22 protein-coding genes and 2 pseudogenes are annotated in these 16,719 nt (G+C 46.4%); 19 read left to right on the top strand and 5 right to left on the bottom strand.

What is annotated here, in order from left to right:
* Window positions 1–951: 951 nt before the first annotated feature.
* Together ACN083_RS04570 and ACN083_RS04565 are read left to right on the top strand one after the other, a co-directional pair.
* Window positions 952–1,245 carry a hypothetical protein gene (locus tag ACN083_RS04570; protein WP_419101634.1) on the top strand — a complete coding sequence of 98 codons (294 nt, stop codon included), beginning with the start codon at window positions 952–954 and terminating at the stop codon, window positions 1,243–1,245.
* A gap of 15 nt (window positions 1,246–1,260) precedes the next feature.
* The gene (locus ACN083_RS04565) at window positions 1,261–2,475 is read left to right on the top strand and encodes a DEAD/DEAH box helicase family protein (RefSeq protein WP_419101633.1); all 1,215 of its coding nucleotides are present in this window, start codon (window positions 1,261–1,263) and stop codon (window positions 2,473–2,475) included.
* A gap of 30 nt (window positions 2,476–2,505) precedes the next feature.
* On the opposite strand, the gene ACN083_RS04560 is transcribed toward ACN083_RS04565, so the two are convergent.
* Window positions 2,506–2,685 (bottom strand): hypothetical protein, encoded by a 180-nt coding sequence (locus ACN083_RS04560; protein ID WP_419101632.1) that lies wholly within the window; start codon window positions 2,683–2,685, stop codon window positions 2,506–2,508.
* A gap of 2 nt (window positions 2,686–2,687) precedes the next feature.
* On the opposite strand from ACN083_RS04560, the gene ACN083_RS04555 reads away from it, so the two are divergent.
* The 15 genes and pseudogenes from ACN083_RS04555 (at window position 2,688) to ACN083_RS04485 (ending at window position 12,358) form a co-directional block, all read left to right on the top strand.
* Complete coding sequence (locus tag ACN083_RS04555) at window positions 2,688–3,263, top strand: hypothetical protein (protein WP_419101631.1); 576 nt, start codon at window positions 2,688–2,690, stop codon at window positions 3,261–3,263.
* Between the two features lie 33 nt (window positions 3,264–3,296).
* The gene (locus ACN083_RS04550) at window positions 3,297–4,223 is read left to right on the top strand and encodes a hypothetical protein (RefSeq protein ID WP_419101630.1); all 927 of its coding nucleotides are present in this window, start codon (window positions 3,297–3,299) and stop codon (window positions 4,221–4,223) included.
* A gap of 193 nt (window positions 4,224–4,416) precedes the next feature.
* Window positions 4,417–5,526 (top strand): SNF2-related protein, encoded by a 1,110-nt coding sequence (locus ACN083_RS04545; RefSeq protein ID WP_419101629.1) that lies wholly within the window; start codon window positions 4,417–4,419, stop codon window positions 5,524–5,526.
* Window positions 5,523–5,798 (top strand): annotated as a pseudogene (locus ACN083_RS04540) (helicase-related protein); the annotation flags it as partial. The gene ACN083_RS04545 and the pseudogene ACN083_RS04540, both read left to right, overlap by 4 nt.
* Window positions 5,799–5,879: 81 nt before the next feature.
* Window positions 5,880–6,584, top strand: coding sequence for a hypothetical protein (locus ACN083_RS04535; RefSeq protein ID WP_419101653.1), 705 nt, complete (start codon window positions 5,880–5,882; stop codon window positions 6,582–6,584).
* A gap of 69 nt (window positions 6,585–6,653) precedes the next feature.
* Entirely contained in the window at window positions 6,654–7,088 is a 435-nt protein-coding gene (locus tag ACN083_RS04530) for a hypothetical protein (protein WP_419101628.1), read from the top strand.
* Window positions 7,089–7,677: 589 nt separating this feature from the next.
* Window positions 7,678–7,803, top strand: coding sequence for a hypothetical protein (locus tag ACN083_RS04525; RefSeq protein WP_419101627.1), 126 nt, complete (start codon window positions 7,678–7,680; stop codon window positions 7,801–7,803).
* A gap of 82 nt (window positions 7,804–7,885) precedes the next feature.
* Window positions 7,886–8,044, top strand: a complete 159-nt coding sequence (locus tag ACN083_RS04520) for a hypothetical protein (protein WP_419101626.1) — start codon at window positions 7,886–7,888, stop codon at window positions 8,042–8,044.
* Window positions 8,045–8,059: 15 nt separating this feature from the next.
* Window positions 8,060–8,554, top strand: a pseudogene (locus ACN083_RS04515) (extracellular solute-binding protein); the annotation flags it as partial.
* An 88-nt stretch (window positions 8,555–8,642) separates the two neighbouring features.
* Window positions 8,643–9,479: an ABC transporter permease gene (locus tag ACN083_RS04510; protein ID WP_419101625.1), complete on the top strand. Its 837-nt coding sequence runs from the start codon at window positions 8,643–8,645 to the stop codon at window positions 9,477–9,479.
* Window positions 9,480–9,626: 147 nt separating this feature from the next.
* Window positions 9,627–10,247 carry an ABC transporter permease gene (locus ACN083_RS04505; protein WP_419101624.1) on the top strand — a complete coding sequence of 207 codons (621 nt, stop codon included), beginning with the start codon at window positions 9,627–9,629 and terminating at the stop codon, window positions 10,245–10,247.
* A gap of 88 nt (window positions 10,248–10,335) precedes the next feature.
* Window positions 10,336–10,446 (top strand): ATP-binding cassette domain-containing protein, encoded by a 111-nt coding sequence (locus ACN083_RS04500; RefSeq protein WP_419101623.1) that lies wholly within the window; start codon window positions 10,336–10,338, stop codon window positions 10,444–10,446.
* 25 nt (window positions 10,447–10,471) lie between these two features.
* Window positions 10,472–10,894, top strand: a complete 423-nt coding sequence (locus ACN083_RS04495) for an ABC transporter ATP-binding protein (protein ID WP_419101622.1) — start codon at window positions 10,472–10,474, stop codon at window positions 10,892–10,894.
* 152 nt (window positions 10,895–11,046) lie between these two features.
* Complete coding sequence (locus ACN083_RS04490) at window positions 11,047–11,859, top strand: hypothetical protein (protein ID WP_419101621.1); 813 nt, start codon at window positions 11,047–11,049, stop codon at window positions 11,857–11,859.
* 145 nt (window positions 11,860–12,004) lie between these two features.
* Window positions 12,005–12,358, top strand: a complete 354-nt coding sequence (locus ACN083_RS04485; RefSeq protein WP_419101620.1) for a zinc ribbon domain-containing protein YjdM — start codon at window positions 12,005–12,007, stop codon at window positions 12,356–12,358.
* A gap of 91 nt (window positions 12,359–12,449) precedes the next feature.
* Here ACN083_RS04485 and ACN083_RS04480 read toward each other — a convergent pair whose 3' ends face one another.
* On the bottom strand, window positions 12,450–12,725 hold the full coding sequence (locus ACN083_RS04480; RefSeq protein WP_419101619.1) for a hypothetical protein: 276 nt from the start codon (window positions 12,723–12,725) through the stop codon (window positions 12,450–12,452).
* A gap of 180 nt (window positions 12,726–12,905) precedes the next feature.
* Here ACN083_RS04480 and ACN083_RS04475 point away from each other — a divergent pair, with 180 nt between their 5' ends.
* Entirely contained in the window at window positions 12,906–13,538 is a 633-nt protein-coding gene (locus ACN083_RS04475) for a MarC family protein (protein ID WP_419101618.1), read from the top strand.
* A 105-nt stretch (window positions 13,539–13,643) separates the two neighbouring features.
* On the opposite strand, the gene ACN083_RS04470 is transcribed toward ACN083_RS04475, so the two are convergent.
* Window positions 13,644–14,708 carry a lipoate--protein ligase family protein gene (locus tag ACN083_RS04470; protein ID WP_419101617.1) on the bottom strand — a complete coding sequence of 355 codons (1,065 nt, stop codon included), beginning with the start codon at window positions 14,706–14,708 and terminating at the stop codon, window positions 13,644–13,646.
* Window positions 14,709–14,918: 210 nt separating this feature from the next.
* On the opposite strand from ACN083_RS04470, the gene tpx reads away from it, so the two are divergent.
* Window positions 14,919–15,419 carry a thiol peroxidase gene (gene tpx / locus ACN083_RS04465; RefSeq protein ID WP_419101616.1) on the top strand — a complete coding sequence of 167 codons (501 nt, stop codon included), beginning with the start codon at window positions 14,919–14,921 and terminating at the stop codon, window positions 15,417–15,419.
* A 94-nt stretch (window positions 15,420–15,513) separates the two neighbouring features.
* On the opposite strand, the gene ACN083_RS04460 is transcribed toward tpx, so the two are convergent.
* Both ACN083_RS04460 and ACN083_RS04455 read right to left on the bottom strand, forming a co-directional pair.
* A complete protein-coding gene (locus ACN083_RS04460) occupies window positions 15,514–15,843 on the bottom strand; it encodes an AzlD domain-containing protein (RefSeq protein WP_419101615.1) in 330 nt (109 codons plus the stop codon).
* The gene (locus tag ACN083_RS04455) at window positions 15,836–16,612 is read right to left on the bottom strand and encodes an AzlC family ABC transporter permease (RefSeq protein WP_419101614.1); all 777 of its coding nucleotides are present in this window, start codon (window positions 16,610–16,612) and stop codon (window positions 15,836–15,838) included. The genes ACN083_RS04460 and ACN083_RS04455 overlap by 8 nt, the downstream gene beginning before the upstream one ends.
* Window positions 16,613–16,719: the final 107 nt, after the last annotated feature.

Below are 16,719 nucleotides of genomic sequence, written 5' to 3'. Positions count from 1 at the left end.
AGAACAGTTTGATTTTGATGACCTAGATTTGAGAGTTATAGGTGAGTATGAATTTGAATACTATGATAGTAAGACGGTGGTGCGTAGTAAAGGACTGCGTGAAAATATTAAATTTGATGTTCTTGTTACTTTTAATTGTTTATGATGGTTATAGACATTATGGCGATTGTAGGACTAAGACTGTATGGATTTATTTTAATTGAGGGACAAGTTTTAAGGATAATTTATCTAATATAAAATTATTAATTAGCAAACCTTTATAGTTTGGGTAATTTACTATGAGATTCATATATTTTATAAAGTTTTCATTTCATATTTTATCAGCTATTTTATTTCTCTCTCTATATTTACAGTTCCTACAATATAATTTAATTCACAATCTAATGCTTCGCGCATCCTAAGTAAAACATCAGTAGTGATATTCTCGCTTTTACTGAGATTTGCTATTGAGGTTGCGCTAATATTTGCTTTTGTCTTGAGTCCTATTTATTAATTTATTTATCTATTACTAGCTTCCATGGTTTGTTGTAACTTAATTTTTTTCATTATTTACACTCTCCTTTATTTGTAGAGTTCATCGTCATTTCATGGTGTTGATCTTGTTTCATTAAAATAAAAATCATCCTGAATATGTTTTTAAATATTGAAATGTCGTCGGTTTTAGAATCTGCATAAAAGTGGCCATCGTTAAAACCAGTATCCTGAATTTTTATATAAGACAGCATTGATTGAGGTGTTTGATAATTTGTGGTATCGATGTTTCTTTCGCTATTATCTATTGTAACAAATTTATCTTTATTATCTTTTATTATTATTATTTTTTCTTAAATCTGCGCCATTGTAGCCAGACAATTGTAAAAAGTAATATTCTAATATTTTTCTAATTACACGCATTAATGAGACAGGAGAGGATGCTTCGTTATATTCTGTCCACGGTGTGGCATATGAATTTTGTGCTGGAGAGTAATTAATCAAGACAGACGGAGCAGAGGAATCTTCTTTCTGGCAGAAAAAATTGAGACCATCAAGATTGCAGGGCTGAGCGTTTTCAACATCGCAGATGGACTAGTGATGGCCTACACGGATGAGCATACCCAACCGACATTGGAACAACTGCGCGCTCTTGTTTCTGAAGAACCGGAGCGTCTGGTCATTTTGGAGGATGCCTTCCAATGCAACGATGAATTAAAGACGAACCTGGTACAGAAATGCCACATACACAATATCGATTTGTGGATGGCATAGGAAGAGCTAACTTTTATGAAATTTCAGTTTGACTCGCGTCAGCCTTACCAGACCAGCGTCATTGAGTCCGTCACTGACATATTCGACGGACAGCCTGCTGATGCAGATCAGCTTTTGACCAATTTACAACGCCTCCCACCGCAACAGCGCCCGAACCTACCAGACTCTGGGAGACAAGGAACCTTCAATAATGTCGAAGAGATTGGTGCGTATGGCAATAACCTCGTCCTGGACGAGAAAACAATCCTTGAGAACCTGCAACGGGTGCAGGATAAGAATGGCTTAGAAATTAGCGATGGCTTAGTGGATGGTTTCCAACTTGATATTGAGATGGAGACCGGCACTGGTAAGACCTATGTGTACCTGCGTACTGCGTTTGAGCTGTCTATGAAGTACAAATTTAATAAGTACATTATTTTGGTCCCATCGGCGGCAATCCGTGAGGGTGTGAAGACCAGTATCCAGCTCATGAGGGAGCACTTCCGCCATCTGTACCCGCAAATTAACATGGACTACGCCGTCTATTCCGGTGACCGCGCTGAAGATGTGCGGGACTTCGCTACGGGCACATCCTTGCAATTTTTGGTGATGACAATCGACTCGATTCGAGGGGACAAAAACACTCGTATCATTCACCAGCAACGTGACAGGCTTTCCGGGCTGCATCCGTTGGATTATTTGCAGGCAACCCGGCCCATTGTCATCATGGATGAGCCACAGAACATGGAATCGATGTTGGCGCAGTCTGCTGTGGCCGATTTACACCCGATGTGTACGCTGAGATATTCGGCTACACACCGCACTACCCGCAATGCCGTCTACCGGCTTGACCCTATTGACGCACACCGGTTAGAGCTCATCAAGAAGATTGTTGTCTCCGATGCTCTCGAACTCGGTAACACGGCAAAACCGTATGTGAAGCTCCTTGAGGTCAAACGTGACCCTAGCTTCAAAGCGAGCCTGGAATTAATTTGCCGCAAGAAGGACGGCAACTACGCGAAGAAAAAGGTTAGTGCCACCCAAGGCGCAGATCTTGAGCGGTTGTCTGGCGGTAACCCGGCATATGATGGGAATTGGCGGATTAGTGAGATTAGCATCGAACCTGAGCAGATTGAGCTGACCAACTATGGCTACCTGCGTGTAGGGGAGGCGAATGGTGAGGACCAGGACGCTGTATTTCGTGAGATGATACGCGAAACCCTTCGTGAGCACATCCGCAAAGAAAAGTAGCTCCATGAGCGTGGAATCAAGGTACTCTCCTTATTCTTCATTGACAAGGTCGCCTCCTACCTCGGGGAAGGTATTAATAATCTGGATGCCAACGGACCTTTTGCAGAGGCTTTCGATACGATTTATAAGGAAGAACGCACGCGAAGATCCCTGCTGCTCATCCATTCCTCCCAGCTGATCCGGTGGATGTACGCTCTGGCTATTTCGCACAGATGAAGGCTGGCAAGGGTAAGGCTGCACAAATAACGTTCAAAGATTCCTCAGGTAAGACCAAAGCTGACGATGATGCCTACGAGCTCATCATGAAAGACAAAGCTCGTTTACTGAACATGGACGAGCCAGTTCGGTTTATCTTCTCCCATTCAGCGCTACGCGAGGGGTGGGATAACCCGAACGTTTTCCAAATCTGCACCTTGCGTGATATGTCCACTGAGACTGAACGGCGCCAGACCATCGGTCGTGGACTGCGCCTTCCTGTGAACCAGTCTGGTGAGCGTGTCAAAGATACGGGTATTGCCCAGCTTACTGTGGTGTCGAATGAATCGTATAATGCATTCGCCGCCGCGCTGCAAGCTGAATATAAGTCCGCTGGCGTGGCGATTGGGTATGTGCGTAAGAGCGAGTTCGCGGCCCTGACCATCGTTGATCCAGCGACTGGTAAGGAGAGTCTTCTCGGTACTAAGCGTTCCGAGATGATATATAACTTTCTCTCATCGGAGAAATATATCGACGATGAAGGTAAGGTCACGAATAAATGGAAGCCCGCTGACCTCAAGCTACCTGGCTAATTTGCAGGCTATGAGGATAAGGTTATTCGTATCGTGGATGGCTGCAAGGTTGAAGAAATCGTCAAGCCGAAGCGTAAGCGTGTGGTTCGCACCCTCAATAAACAGGTATACGCCACCCCAGAGTTTGAGAAGTTTTGGGAGACCATTACTGCTCGCACCACTTATCGTGTTGCTCTCGACCGTGAAAAACTCATCGAGCGGAGTATTGAGAGCATCAGACAAGCACCACCTATTGACCCAATCCGTATTCAGATCACTCGCACGGGGATGGAACTTACCCGTGGAGGACCGAAGGGGACAATTTTTGGTTTGCGCGACGAAACACTCAAAGAATCATACCCGTTGCCAGACATTGTCTCCCAGCTTCAAGAGGCAACCTCACTGACGCGGAAGACAATCATCGACATCTTGCTCGGATCCAATCGCATTGGTGACTTTTTAGCGAACCCGAATGACTTTATTAAGATGGCGACGGAACAGATTGCGACGGTGCTTGCGCACACGCTGATTGAGGGCATTCAATACGAGCCGATTGGCGGTAGCATCTACGAGCTTCGTGAGTTGCAGGCTGATGGTTTGGAGGAGAAGGATTGGTTCGTCGACCACCTGTACAAGGTAACGAATACGGAGAAAACTGACTTCGACTACGTGGTGTGGGACTCGTCAGTTGAGTGGGACTTCGCTAAGTACCTTGATGGCCGTGATGACATCAAACTATTCATGAAACTGCCTGATAAATTTCGCATCCCCACTCCGGTGGGTGACTACAACCCCGACTGGGCCATCATCAAGGGCGAGGACGGCGCCGAGCAACTATACTTTGTGAGGGAGACCAAGTCGACCTTAGATCCGATGAAGCGCCGTCCACCTGAGAACGCAAAAATTACGGCTGCGATGAAGCACTTTGAGGCCATTGGCGTGGATTACGCGGTAGGTTGTCCTGACCGTTGGAATATCTAGGAATGAGGGTGTATTGCAGTATTTAAGTGACTATCAGGCCAAATTCTACGCACATGAGCTAGACCGTTCTTACGCGTCCGATCATGTTGGTCGGTTAGCTGGATTGCTATTTGACGCTCAGGTGGAGCCCAAACCTCACCAAGTGGATGCGGCACTGTTTGCGTTACAAACCCCGTTTACGAAGGGGGTAATATTGGCTGATGAGGTCGGCCTCGGTAAGACAATCGAGGCCGGTATCGTTATCAGCCAGTATTGGGCTCAACGTCAACGCCGCATCCTCATTATCGGACCATCTTCGCTACGTCAACAGTGGCAACAGGAGCTGAACGAGAAATTCGCGTTGCCTGCCACGTTGATGGACAGTAAAAACATCGATGCACTCATTGCACCAGACGGCCGCGATGAGATTCTCATTTGCTCCTACGAATTCGCGAATTCCCAAACCCATAAACTTATCCGTTCTTGGGACCTGGTAGTGTGTGATGAGGCGCACCGGTTACGCTCCCATTGGACGGGACAAGCAAAGATTGCGGGAAACGTTGCTCGGATTTGTCAGGTCGCGGGTAAAACGGTGATGCTGACTGCAACCCCACTACAAAACCGTCTAGAAGAACTCTACGGGCTTGTCAGCGTGTTTGCGCCGGACTATTTCCACTCGCTGGATGCGTTCAAGGAGCGCTATCTCGATAACCCCGATGGAATTGGGAATGACGACCTGGTTGTGCGTGTATCACACGTGGCTAAACGCACATTGCGTAAGGATGCGGATAAGTACATTCGCTTCACTGAGCGCATGCCGTTGACGGTGGCTTTCACCCCAAGCCCTGCTGAGATTGAGCTTTACGAGAAGATTAATGACTACCTGCAACGCCCGTTTTTATGGGCGTTTGCAAAATCCCAACGGCATCTCTCCGCGCTCATCATGCGTAAACGCTTAGGGTCTTCTTCCTATGCGATGGCCTCCACCTTGGAGAAGACAGCAGACCGGTTGGAAGCTGAAATTCGGTCAGGGCGGCGACGTAACGACGCCGGTGGTTTTATCGCTGACCCTGATATCACCAGCGAAGTTCGTGAAGAAGCCGAGAAAAACGACACGACGGACGCGCCACAACTTATCGATCCCCAGCAGCGAGCAGAAATGCTGGATGAGGTTACAGAGCTGCGTAGCTACGCGGCTTTGGCTCGCTCCATCACAGTGAATCAGAAAGCTGTGAAGCTCGTCGATGCTCTCGAGCAAGGATTCGAAAAGCTCCGTGAGATTGGTGCACCTGAAAAGCGATCATTTTTACCGACTCGACCGTGACCCAAGACTATCTCGCCCGTTCGCTCACCGACGCTGGGTGGGGTGAGGGCCTCGTCCTGTTTAACGGCACCAATAACAGTGCTGAAGCGAACGCCATTTACACACGTTGGCTAGAGGAAAACCAGGGTGGCGACCTTATCACCGGAATCCCAGCCGCTGACCGGCGTAAAGCCCTCGTAGACGAGTTCCGAGAACGTGGTCGACTCATGATCGCTACCGAAGCTGCTGCTGAAGGTATCAACCTGCAGTTCTGCTCCATGCTGGTCAACTATGACCTGCCATGGAACCCGCAACGCATCGAGCAACGTATCGGCCGTGTCCACCGCTTCGGCCAGAAACACAACGTCGTGGTCGTGAACTTCTCGAACAAAGGCAACTTGGCGGAAGAACGCATCCTTGAACTGCTCACCGAGAAATTCCAGCTTTTCACCTCAGTCTTTGGTGCCTCCGACGAAGTACTCGGACAGATTGAGGACGGCCTGGACTTTGAGAAAAACATCTCCAGTATCCTCGACAAATGCAAAACTGCAGCCGAGATTGACGCTGCTTTCACTGAACTTGAGATGAAGTATGCGAAGCAGATTAATCGGGAGATGAAAAAGACCCGTGCAAAGGTCTTTGACAACCTCGACCCAAAGGTGCGCGATAAGCTCAAGTCCTATGACGCCCAAACCGGCATCGTCCTCAACGCCTTTGAGCGCCTCCTCATTAATGTTACCCGCCACGAACTCGGAAGCATCGCCACATTCAATGAGTCCGGTACCCAGTTCACGCTCCGTGATGAGCCAGAGGCGGGTATCCCGACCGGTGAATATTACTTCAAGTCTGAGCCTCGTAAGGGAGCCTACCAGTACCGGTATGCTAGTGACCTGTGCGCCTGGGTAATCGATACAGCGAAAAACCATGCAACCTCACCAGCAAGACTCATCTTCAAAATTAGCGGTTCAGAGCGTGCAACAGCTAATGCAAAACGCCTGCGTGGCAAGCGAGGAAGGCTACATGTTGAAGAAGTTAGCTTTGCCACGAAGGCTGGAAGTCAGCAGCTACGTGAGTCCTAGCTATTGATGGCTGGGTTCTTTGAGGACGGTACGCCTATGGACCATGAGCAGGTGCGAGATTTGCTCGACTTGTACTGTACTGATACCACTGCTGACCATGTTGAGAGTAACGGTTTTGACGAAAATATCGTGCGGCAGATGGAGGAGCTTGCCTGTGACGTTGAAGACCGCAATGCAACTTTCTTTTTGCAACAAGAGGCCTTGATTGATTCGGCACGTCTTGATTTGAAAGCGAAATTCGACGCCAAAATTCGGGATTACCAGGCGAAGGAAGCAACGGCGAACAAAGTCGCACGCAAGGCTTCCAGCGCCTCTGAAGAGCTCAAACTCAAACAGGAAGCACGTCAGTGGCGACGCAAGATTGACGATGCGGAAGACGAATACCGCAACGAGCGGAATCGTCTCCGTTATGAGTCTGAGGAGCTGCTCGACAGAGCACAAGATGCGCTCCAAGCAAAGCAGTCCCGCCAGGTGCTCTTTACCGTTAACTGGGAAGTCAAATGAATATGTTAGGTATTGTGTCACTAACATAGATTGTTCTTGCTGATACGCTTAGTAGTATGGGTGCTGAAGATTTCTATGTAAACCCTCATGTTTAATTGATGGCAGGAACAGTGTCCCGTAAATAGTAGTGGTGAACATTATTTCCTTTGTGTGCCATGAGTATAGTTTAAAGAATAGTGGCGTGTTGAGGGGTTTGTTCTGAGTGATTTTTAGTTGATGAAGAAAATTTATTTACTTTTTATCACAACTAAATATGTTTAGCTGAAAGAGGGGCTCGTCAAAGAGCAAGCATGTCAGAGCGTGTTTTATTGGTATGGTAATATGCAACACACCTTGTTAACTGAGGTTAGGCAAACCTGAAAAACAGTTGATAATATGGAGCCATCTTGCTTTGACGCCTAACAAAACTAAGGAGTTTCTATGCGTCGCTTTCTGGCTACAACCTTTGCAACTGCTCTTTTCGCAACTGGAGTAGTCGGTTGTTCTGGGGCCCCTGACTCCACTACGGTTGCTCCCAGTTAAGAGCGATACCAAAGTCCTCAACCTCTATTCCTCACGTCACTATGATGCAGATAAAGAAGTCTACAAAATGCTTGAGGAAGAGACCGGAATTAAACTCAACGTCGTTGAAGGAAAATCTGGTGAACTCATCGAACGAGTCATTCGAGAAGCTAACAACCCTGAAGCTGATGTCTTCTTGACCGTTGGTGCATAATCTATCTCATAGCTCAACGACGCAGGAGCTATTGCAGACTCCACCTCTGAGACCATTGCAAACAACATCCCCGAAAAATATCGTGGGGAAAACTGGATGGGCATTGTCTCCCCGTGCACGTGTCATTGCCTATAGCAAAGACACCGTTGACCCTTCAACCATCAAAACCTATGAGGACATCACTAAACCAGGGTGGAAGGGTAAAGTTCTAGCCCGTTCCTCATCCTCCTCATATAACTAAGCTCTTCTAGCAAGCTTCGTTGCTCTTGACGGTCAGGAAAAGGCTACTGAATGGGCGCAAGGCGTTGTCGATAACTTCGCACGCGAACCTAAAGGTAACGACCGCGACCAAGCTAAAGCAGTTGTAGCAGGTGAAGGCGATCTTTCTATCATGAACTCTTACTATTGGGCTCTGATGAACCGTTCATCTGACCCCGAGGTTGCTAAAGTGACCGAAAAAGTAGGCATGATCTTCCCTAAGAAGACTCACCTCAACCTTTCTTATGCTTCCGTACTTAAGGGAGCTAAGAATAAGGACAATGCTATTAAGTTCCTTGAATTCCTATCCTCCGAAAAGACTCAAGAGTTTATTGCACAAGAGAACGGTGAGTTCCCATTGAACCCTAAGACTGCTCTTCCTGAGCCACAGAAATCTTGGGGCGAGTTCACCACTCAAGACTTAGACTTCTCAACCTTTGGTAAGGATAAGCCTGAAGCAACCCGTATCTTTGATCAGGTTGGCTGGAAATAAACACCATTCACTGTGATGTGCCGGGTACCTTAAACGGTGCCCGGCACATCTGTTATTGTCTTGAACATTGTTGAAAGGACAGCTAACTGTGAAAGCCCGTATCGGATGGCTCACCGGAAGTAGCCTCATCGTATGTGTGATGGCGCTGCCGATTCTTGGTGTACTCATGGGGCTTTTCTCACCTGTTAACGATACTTGGCGGCATATTCAACAGTATCTACTTGCTGATTACTTTGTTGAAACTGCTCTTTTAACTATCAGCAGTGTTTTATGTGGGATTATTCTGGCTAGCGCTTTGGCGTGGTTTGTGACAGCCTACCAATTCCCTGGGCGTAAGTTCTTATCGGTAGCATTGGTGATGCCGTTAGCTATCCCGCCTTATATTGGAGGGTACACTTATGTATCACTGACGGGGTACACCGGTCCGATACATATCTTCTTCCGAGAACATTTAGGATGGACCCCTCCACCGGGCTTTTTGGATATCCAAAATGTCTATGGCGCAATTTTTGTTTTTACACTTTTTCTGTACCCATACATTTATTTGGTGGTTAGAAGTTTTCTTGACCGTCAAGCCGGTCAGCTACTCGAAGCATCTCGTATGTTGGGTGCTTCGAGAACTCGCACGTATTTTCGGGTAATTTTGCCGTTGACTCGTAACGCTGTTGTTGCCGGTGCGACGCTGATGGCGTTTGAAGTGCTGAGTGATTATGGTGTGGTGTCTCATTTTGGGTTGAATGTTTTTACGACCGCAATTTTTAAGGCTTGGCTTGGTTTTAATGATGTTGCTCCGGGTCTTAAACTTGCTGCTATTCTTCTGATTGTGGTGACCTCTGTGAGCATGGGGGGGGGAGGCTCTTCGTGGGCGGCGTTCTTATGCGTATGCTTCTGCTCAGGTCACACCTATTCAGGTTGTTGCTCTTGACCGGTGGCGTAAAATTGTTGTTCCTACACTGTGCTGGGGAACTTTTATTGTTGCCTTAGTGATTCCCGTCGGACAGATAGTGTATTGGGCTGTTTTATCGTGGGATAATATCGTCGTAGCGGAATTGTTGAAGCTTTTAGCACCACCTTGAGTGTTGCTTTTGTGGGTGCACTGCTGACCACCTTATGCGCGGTGATTGTGGCTGAACATCAACGTATATCGCCTACACGGTTTTCAAAGTTGATGGCTCGCATTACTGTCGTTGGGTATTCTATTCCTTCAACGGTTATCGCCTTATCTGTTTTGTCTCTCATTTTTTGGGTCGCAAATGCGTGGGGACTTCCTCTGACGTTAAGCCCAGCAATGATTGTGTTAGCTTATCTGATTCGCTATCTTGCGGTGTCGATGCAACCGATAGAATCTGGTTTTGAACGCATTGGTACACGTTTTACTGAAGCTTCTCGATGTTTGTGGCACGGACCAACCAAAACATTGGTTCGTGTTGATCTTCCGATGATGAAAACTGCTTTATATGGTGCTTTTCTTTTAGCATTTATTGACATGGTTAAAGAGCTTCCTATCGTGTTAATTCTTCGACCGTATAATTTTTCGACGCTCTCAACGACGGTGTTTCCATATGCTAATGATGAGCAGATTCCAGAATCAGCGTTGGCGAGTCTTCTCATTGTTGGGTTGGCGTTTATTCCGGTTCTTTTACTGGTGGCAGGTGGATCATCTACGGACAAGAAAGATAAGACTTTACGATGACAACCATCAAACTCACTAATATTGTTTTTTCGTATCCTAGTTCTCATGTCCGTCAGTTAGATGGGTTTTGGTGTAGAGGTTCCTTCTTGTGAGTGTATTGCTCTTTTTGGGTCCTAGTGGTTGTGCGAAAACAACGGTGTTGCGTCTGATTGCAGGACTTGAAAAACCAGATTCTGGGGTTATCAGGATGGAGGGGTAGGGTGCTCTCTGATACGAGGTGTTTTGTGGAGGCTGAGCATCGTAATATTGGCATGATTTTTCAGGATTATGCGTTGTTTCCTCATATGACGGTTGAGAAAAATATTGCTTATGGTTTGATAGGTGTCCCTCGTTCAGAGCGTAAAGAGCGTGTTGATGAGGTGTTGCAGTTAGTTGGTATAGGCGGCTACCAGAATCGTTATCCTTATCAGTTATCTGGCGGGCAGCAGCAACGTGTTGCTGTGGCCAGGGCATTAGCGCCGAAACCTGAGGTGCTTTTGTTGGATGAGCCGTTTTCTCATCTAGATACTCATTTGAGGCAGAACGTGAGAGAAGAGATTAAATTGCTTTTGCAGGCTGCGAAAGTGACTTCGGTGTTGGTAACTCGTGATTATGACGATGCTGAAACTTTAGCTGACAATATTGTTCAGATGAAAACAGTGCGATAGCTTTTAGTCGTTGGGGTATTGCTGATGCGCTGTGGGTGAGTATACGTCGTATACCTTCTGCTTTCCCACGTAGTATTTAGTAAAACACTGAAAATTTTATAACTTATGTTAGGCTTTCCTAAGTTCTGTAAAATGAGTTGAGAAGAGCCTCAATGCTTTCTGTTTTAGACTTTTTAGTCCATGAAAACATGGTGATTTTAGCCTTTGCTGTGCTTGTTCCCCTTGTTGTTGTTTTGCGTCGTTCTATTCGTGCTCACGCTGTTCTGTATTACCTGGTAATTACAGTGTTCACGTTTATTGTTTCTGGTTTGTGGATTCATTGGTCACTAACCGATAGCTACCCCGTAGATGAGTGGTGGTGGCCTTTTATGAATCAGATGAAGCGTGGCTCGGTTGGCTTCGTGTTCTTCACTATCGTGATGTTCCAGGGTGTTATTAAGCCGTGGAATAAAGTTACGAGAGAGCTATACGCGATTCGTGGAGAAATTTCCATTTTTGCGTGTATTACGTCGTTCTGCCATCTTCTACTCTACGGTTTGAGCTGGATCATTGATCACGGCGATGCCGAAGTTCCGTATGACATTCTCTTCTGGACATCACTCCTCCTGCTTATTGTTGGTATTCCACTATTCATCACTTCTTTCAAGAAGATTCGTTTTTCAATGAAGGCTGCTAACTGGCAGAAGCTCCATAAGGCATCGTATTTCTTCTACTTCTTGTTGTACGCAAATGTGATTTTTGTGTTTATTCGACGATTCCTTGTGTTCTCTGACCGGTTGTATGAGCCGGAAAACTTGCCGTGGCTGATTGACACGTATGTTTCTCTTGTTATTTATAGTGCGCTGTTCGTGGCGTATACGGTGCTGCGTATTCGTACGGATAGGAATAAGCGTGAGCGCGCTCGTGTGCGTGAGCTTAAACGTAAAGCGCACGAAGAAGGTCGCTCTTTAGAGGCTATCGATTAATTCTGCGTTCTCATGAACCAAACCTTTATTATTGAGGGGGTGTGCAAAATTTTAGGATTTTGTACACCCCGTCTGCATCAATGAGGATAGAAGATTCTGTGGGATAATGGGGCGAACACAGATTAACGAATGACAGGAGACAGCCATGTCCACCGCACCCGCATGCCCAGAATGCACCGAAGAATATAGCTACGAGCAAGGCACCCTATGGGTCTGCCCCATGTGTGGGCACGAGTGGTCTGTCGAAGAAAACACCGAAGAGAGCGCCGAACAGACCGCTAAAATTCTTGACGCTGTTGGTAACGAACTTTCAGATGGCGATGCTGTCACTATTATCAAGGGGCTCAAAGTCAAAGGGGGAGCCGATATTAAAAGCGGTACGAAAGTCAAGAGCATCCGTCTTCTTGAAAGCCCCGTGAACGGTCACGATATCGAAGCAAAAGTTCCAGGTGCAGGGCAGATGTACCTCAAATCTCAGGTTGTCAAAAAATCAAACTAGAATTTTTCTAGAACTCCGATAAAGATGACGGTAGTAAAGTACCCCGCAATAAAAGGGTACTTTACTACCGTCATCTTTATATCTTCAGTGTTTAAGGAATACAGTTCTCCTGAAAGCGGCGGTAAAGGGCAACCCCTAGCCACGGTGTCAGAAGAGCTGTTATAAAAACGATTCCCATCGTATTAAACGTGCTTACTGTGGCATGAGCTTCAGCTTGTGGTGCAACAACAGCCTCGTTGAGAGCTTGTACCATAGAATAATCTACCGTCTGGGTAGTTACTTCAGCTGCCTGAGATGGCGCCAAAAATGTTGCGAACAATGTTAGGAAAAGAACAACAATCCCTAACGTCCTTTTCTGAGCATTCATCATATTCCCCTAAATATGGATGAGTATTCTTTTATATTCCCTAGCATCTAGAATAAAAGAAAAAATCCTCAAAATAAATACTTACTCCCAAATGAGATACGCAGAGTTACTTCTTGACGGTAGCTCATGAACGGTATAATGAGCGGTGCTAAGGAAGAATTTTATCGACAGAAAAACACTATGCTTGCTCAATTCATGACCATATTTATGGCGTTTTTTGCCATCATGAACCCATTATCAAACTTGCCGGTGTTTATCAGCCTGGTTCAAGGAGACGACACTAAAACACGTAATTCGGTAGCGGCCCGTTCACTACTTTTTGCTTTCTCTATTGTCGTGGTGTTTTCACTTTCTGGAAAACTCATCTTTGAAGAATTCGGTATCGGGTTGCCCGCTCTACGGATTGTTGGAGGCATACTCGTCTTTCTGATCGGCTACCATATGCTACAAGGGAACCATTCTTCTTTTGCTCACCCAAGCCAATCTGATCAGGAAGCGAGCAAAGAGCAGCTACTATCTGTTGCAATATCGCCCCTTGGTATGCCGCTACTTGCTGGACCTGGAACTATTGCTACTGCAATGAACTATTCTGCTCAAGGAAATTTATCTGATATCCCTATCACCTTGGCTGCTTTTGGCCTCTTGTGCGTGGTGACGTATCTTTGCTTCCGCTACGGTAGCGGTATCGTAAAATTTTTAGGTCAAAATGGCCTGAATATTATGACCCGTTTAATGGGTCTCCTACTAGGCGTTATCGGAATGCAGATGCTCATTGCTGGCATGCTTGGCGCTTTCCCAGGGCTTGCACACTAACCTTAAGACTTTCTTTTAACACACTTCTCTGGGGCGGTAACCTTCTTTACAAGGTTGCCGCCCCAGAGCCTTTGCCCCTATGACAGTTCAGCGCCTACCTCACCTTTAGGGCACTCGATGTGTCCACTCAGTCGTGCCGTACTTTTCATCAACAAGTTTTTGGGCTTGTTCACGTTCTTGGGCCGTGAGCTCACCCATTGTTGCCCCATAACGAGAAGCGAACACCGCTTTCATGGTCTGAATAATTTCTTCACGAGTAGCGCCTGTCTGCCGGCGTAGTGGGTCTACACGTTTCTTTGCCGAACGTACACCCTTATCAGAGATTTTTGCCTTACCAATACGCAAAACTTCAAGCATTTTATCGGCGTCGATATCGTAGCTCATCGTGACATGGTGAAGAACGATACCGTAGCTTCGTTTCTGGGCTGCTCCACCAATCTTTCCGGCATCAGAGGTGATGTCATTAATAGGCTGATACCAAGCATTCACACCGTGCTCCGCTAACGCCTGAAGCACCCACTGATCAAGAAACTCATACGACTCTTCATAAGAAAGACCTGCTACAAGAGATTCTGGCGCATAGATGGAATAGGTGATGCAGTTTCCACCTTCCATAAACATGGCACCGCCGCCGGTTGCACGGCGTACTACTTGCACTTGGTGCTCTTGAATACCCTCGGGGTATAGCTCATTCTGATACGACTGAAATGCGCCAATAACAGTGGCACAGTCATCCCAGTGCCAAAAACGTAGGGTTGGTTTGCGTCGCCCCTGTCGAATTTCTTCGACAAGGTACTCGTCTAAAGCAACGTTAAGCGGAGTGGGGAGAACACCTGGGTCAATTATTTCCCATTCAAAGTCAGAAAAAATCTTTGCTTCTGCTAAAGCTCGACGCACCGCAAAGGCAATGTCCTGACAGCTCACCCCATGCATCTGAGTCGTTGGGTGTGACTCAAGCGCTTTTTCAAGACGTCGAACAATATCTTCAACGCCTGCCCGTACAGGCATTCCTACAAGAGCAGGGGAGAGAGCAAGGAACGCTTCATCTGGTTCAACAAAGAAATCTCCTGATATTTGTGCTTCAGTTACTTCTGCACCGTCAGCGCAAAGGTCTGCAACAACAAGTTTTCCGCCGGGAACTTTATGTTCATAGTGATAAGTTTTGCTCATACTTCTAGCTTAGAGAGCTTTGACTCTCTTAGGTAGACCTAAGTTAATTTAAGACGTGCTCCTCTAGATAAGCTGTACAACTCTTATCGGTTTCTGGCAAGAAGAACAACATCCGTTAGAGGTACACCTCTTCAGAAAAATATGACGCTTTGAGAGATACTTTCGCCATTTTCCTTGCTGTTTCTCAGGCAAGTGATAAAGAATAGAGTCATGGCAGAAACAAAACTAAAAGGTAATACCGTCCACACCGTTGGTGAACTTCCCGCAGTTGGTGCACACGCGCCAGCATTCTCTGTTGTTGGTGCAGATCTTTCTGAGGTAACCAACGCAGACTTTGAAGGTAAGAACATCGTTCTGAATATTTTCCCTTCCGTTGATACTGGCGTATGCGCTCAGTCTGTACGCACATTCAACAAAGAAGTTGCGTCCTTAGAAAACACCGTTGTTGTGTGTGTTTCTAAGGACCTCCCTTTCGCACTAGGTCGCTTCTGCGGCGCTGAAGGTATCGAAAACGTTGTCACTGCTTCAGACTTCCGCTCCACCTTCGGGCAAGATTACGGTGTTCTTCTTGAAGACGGACCACTAGCTGGCTTACTCGCTCGTTCTGTTGTCGTATTAGACGCGCAGGGCGTGGTCTTGCACTCTCAGCTTGTGGAAGAAATCCACGACGAACCAAACTATGAAGCAGCGCTCGCTGTCCTCAAAGCATAAGAATAAATCACCTCGTTTTTAACACGTATGGGGTGGTTGTACAGATGCTCTGTACAACCACCCCATGGTGTTTAACCTCTTAGTTCTTGAACCTTTAGACGAAAACAATGTTTGCGAGCAAGACGCATACGACCGTTCCGCTGACGAGAGAAGCCACCATGTGTTGAGTGCTCAGATGCACCACGATTGTGACAACAGCACCTAAAAGATAGGGGATAACGTTCTCAGGAGAAGAATAATCAAGATGATAAAGCGCATAAATTGCTAAAAGAATCATTGCACCTGAGGGAATCCAACGGCTTAAGTTTTCAATCAGGGGAGAATCTTCTAACGCATTTTTAACGGCAAAAGGAACTGCTCGTAGAACAAAAGTGACGGCGCTGGCAACTGCTACAGCAAGAAGCATATATTCGACGTTAGGCATGATGTTGAGCCTTCTTCTCTGCAAATTCGAGAGCAAAATATCGCAAAATTAGTAAGAAAACATACAACAAAAGAGCAACTGTGAGCATGGACTGTGGGAAAAACACCATCGCAACCACCCCAGAGAATACTGCTAGCACGGCACAGATATTATCGTGTGTAGCCCGATAAGAATCTAACGCCAAAATAATAAAGAGCGCCGTCATCACAAAATCAACACCTTTAATGTGGGAGAGGAAACTCGCCCCGATAACAGCACCCATAGCGCTGCCTGCCGTCCAACACACATGAAGCATTGCTTGCATCCATAAAATGCTAGATGAACGTAGTTTTGTCGCATCTTTTCCTGCTGTCAGTGCAAAGATTTCGTCGGTGAGAGCATAGATAGAGTATGTTTTTGCAAGTTTTCCTTTGACCTGATGCAGCGGAAAAGATAGACCATAGATAAGATGTCGTGCGTTGACGAGAAAAGTGTTGGCTGCAATAGAAAGTAGTGGTGCGTGCGAGGCAATCATTCCTACTAACAAGAATTCAACAGAACCTGCAAACACAAAGAAAGAAATAACGGGAGCAAGCCACCATGGAAGATGTAAAGAGGTGAGGAGGATTCCTAGCCCCATACCCATAAAGACAAAACCACCCCATATAACGCCGGTGAGCCTAAACGCTTCATGAAATCCGCTTTCGTGAGGGAATGTTTGCTGATACGTTCCATGGATTGGTGGGGCGTCATCCTTCGGTGTTTGAGATGGCGTTGTGCTATCGGACATATAGATATCTTAGAAAAGTTCTCACGAAACTGGAATAGAATACGACAAGCTAATGTTGTATTCGTTAGGACATTCTAAACTATATATCTTTCCCAGTGAGGGGATAA

The sequence above is a fragment of the Rothia sp. CCM 9418 genome, from assembly GCF_048512825.1.
In the GTDB taxonomy this organism is placed as follows: domain Bacteria; phylum Actinomycetota; class Actinomycetes; order Actinomycetales; family Micrococcaceae; genus Rothia.
This window is presented reverse-complemented; position numbering and strand designations above follow the sequence as displayed.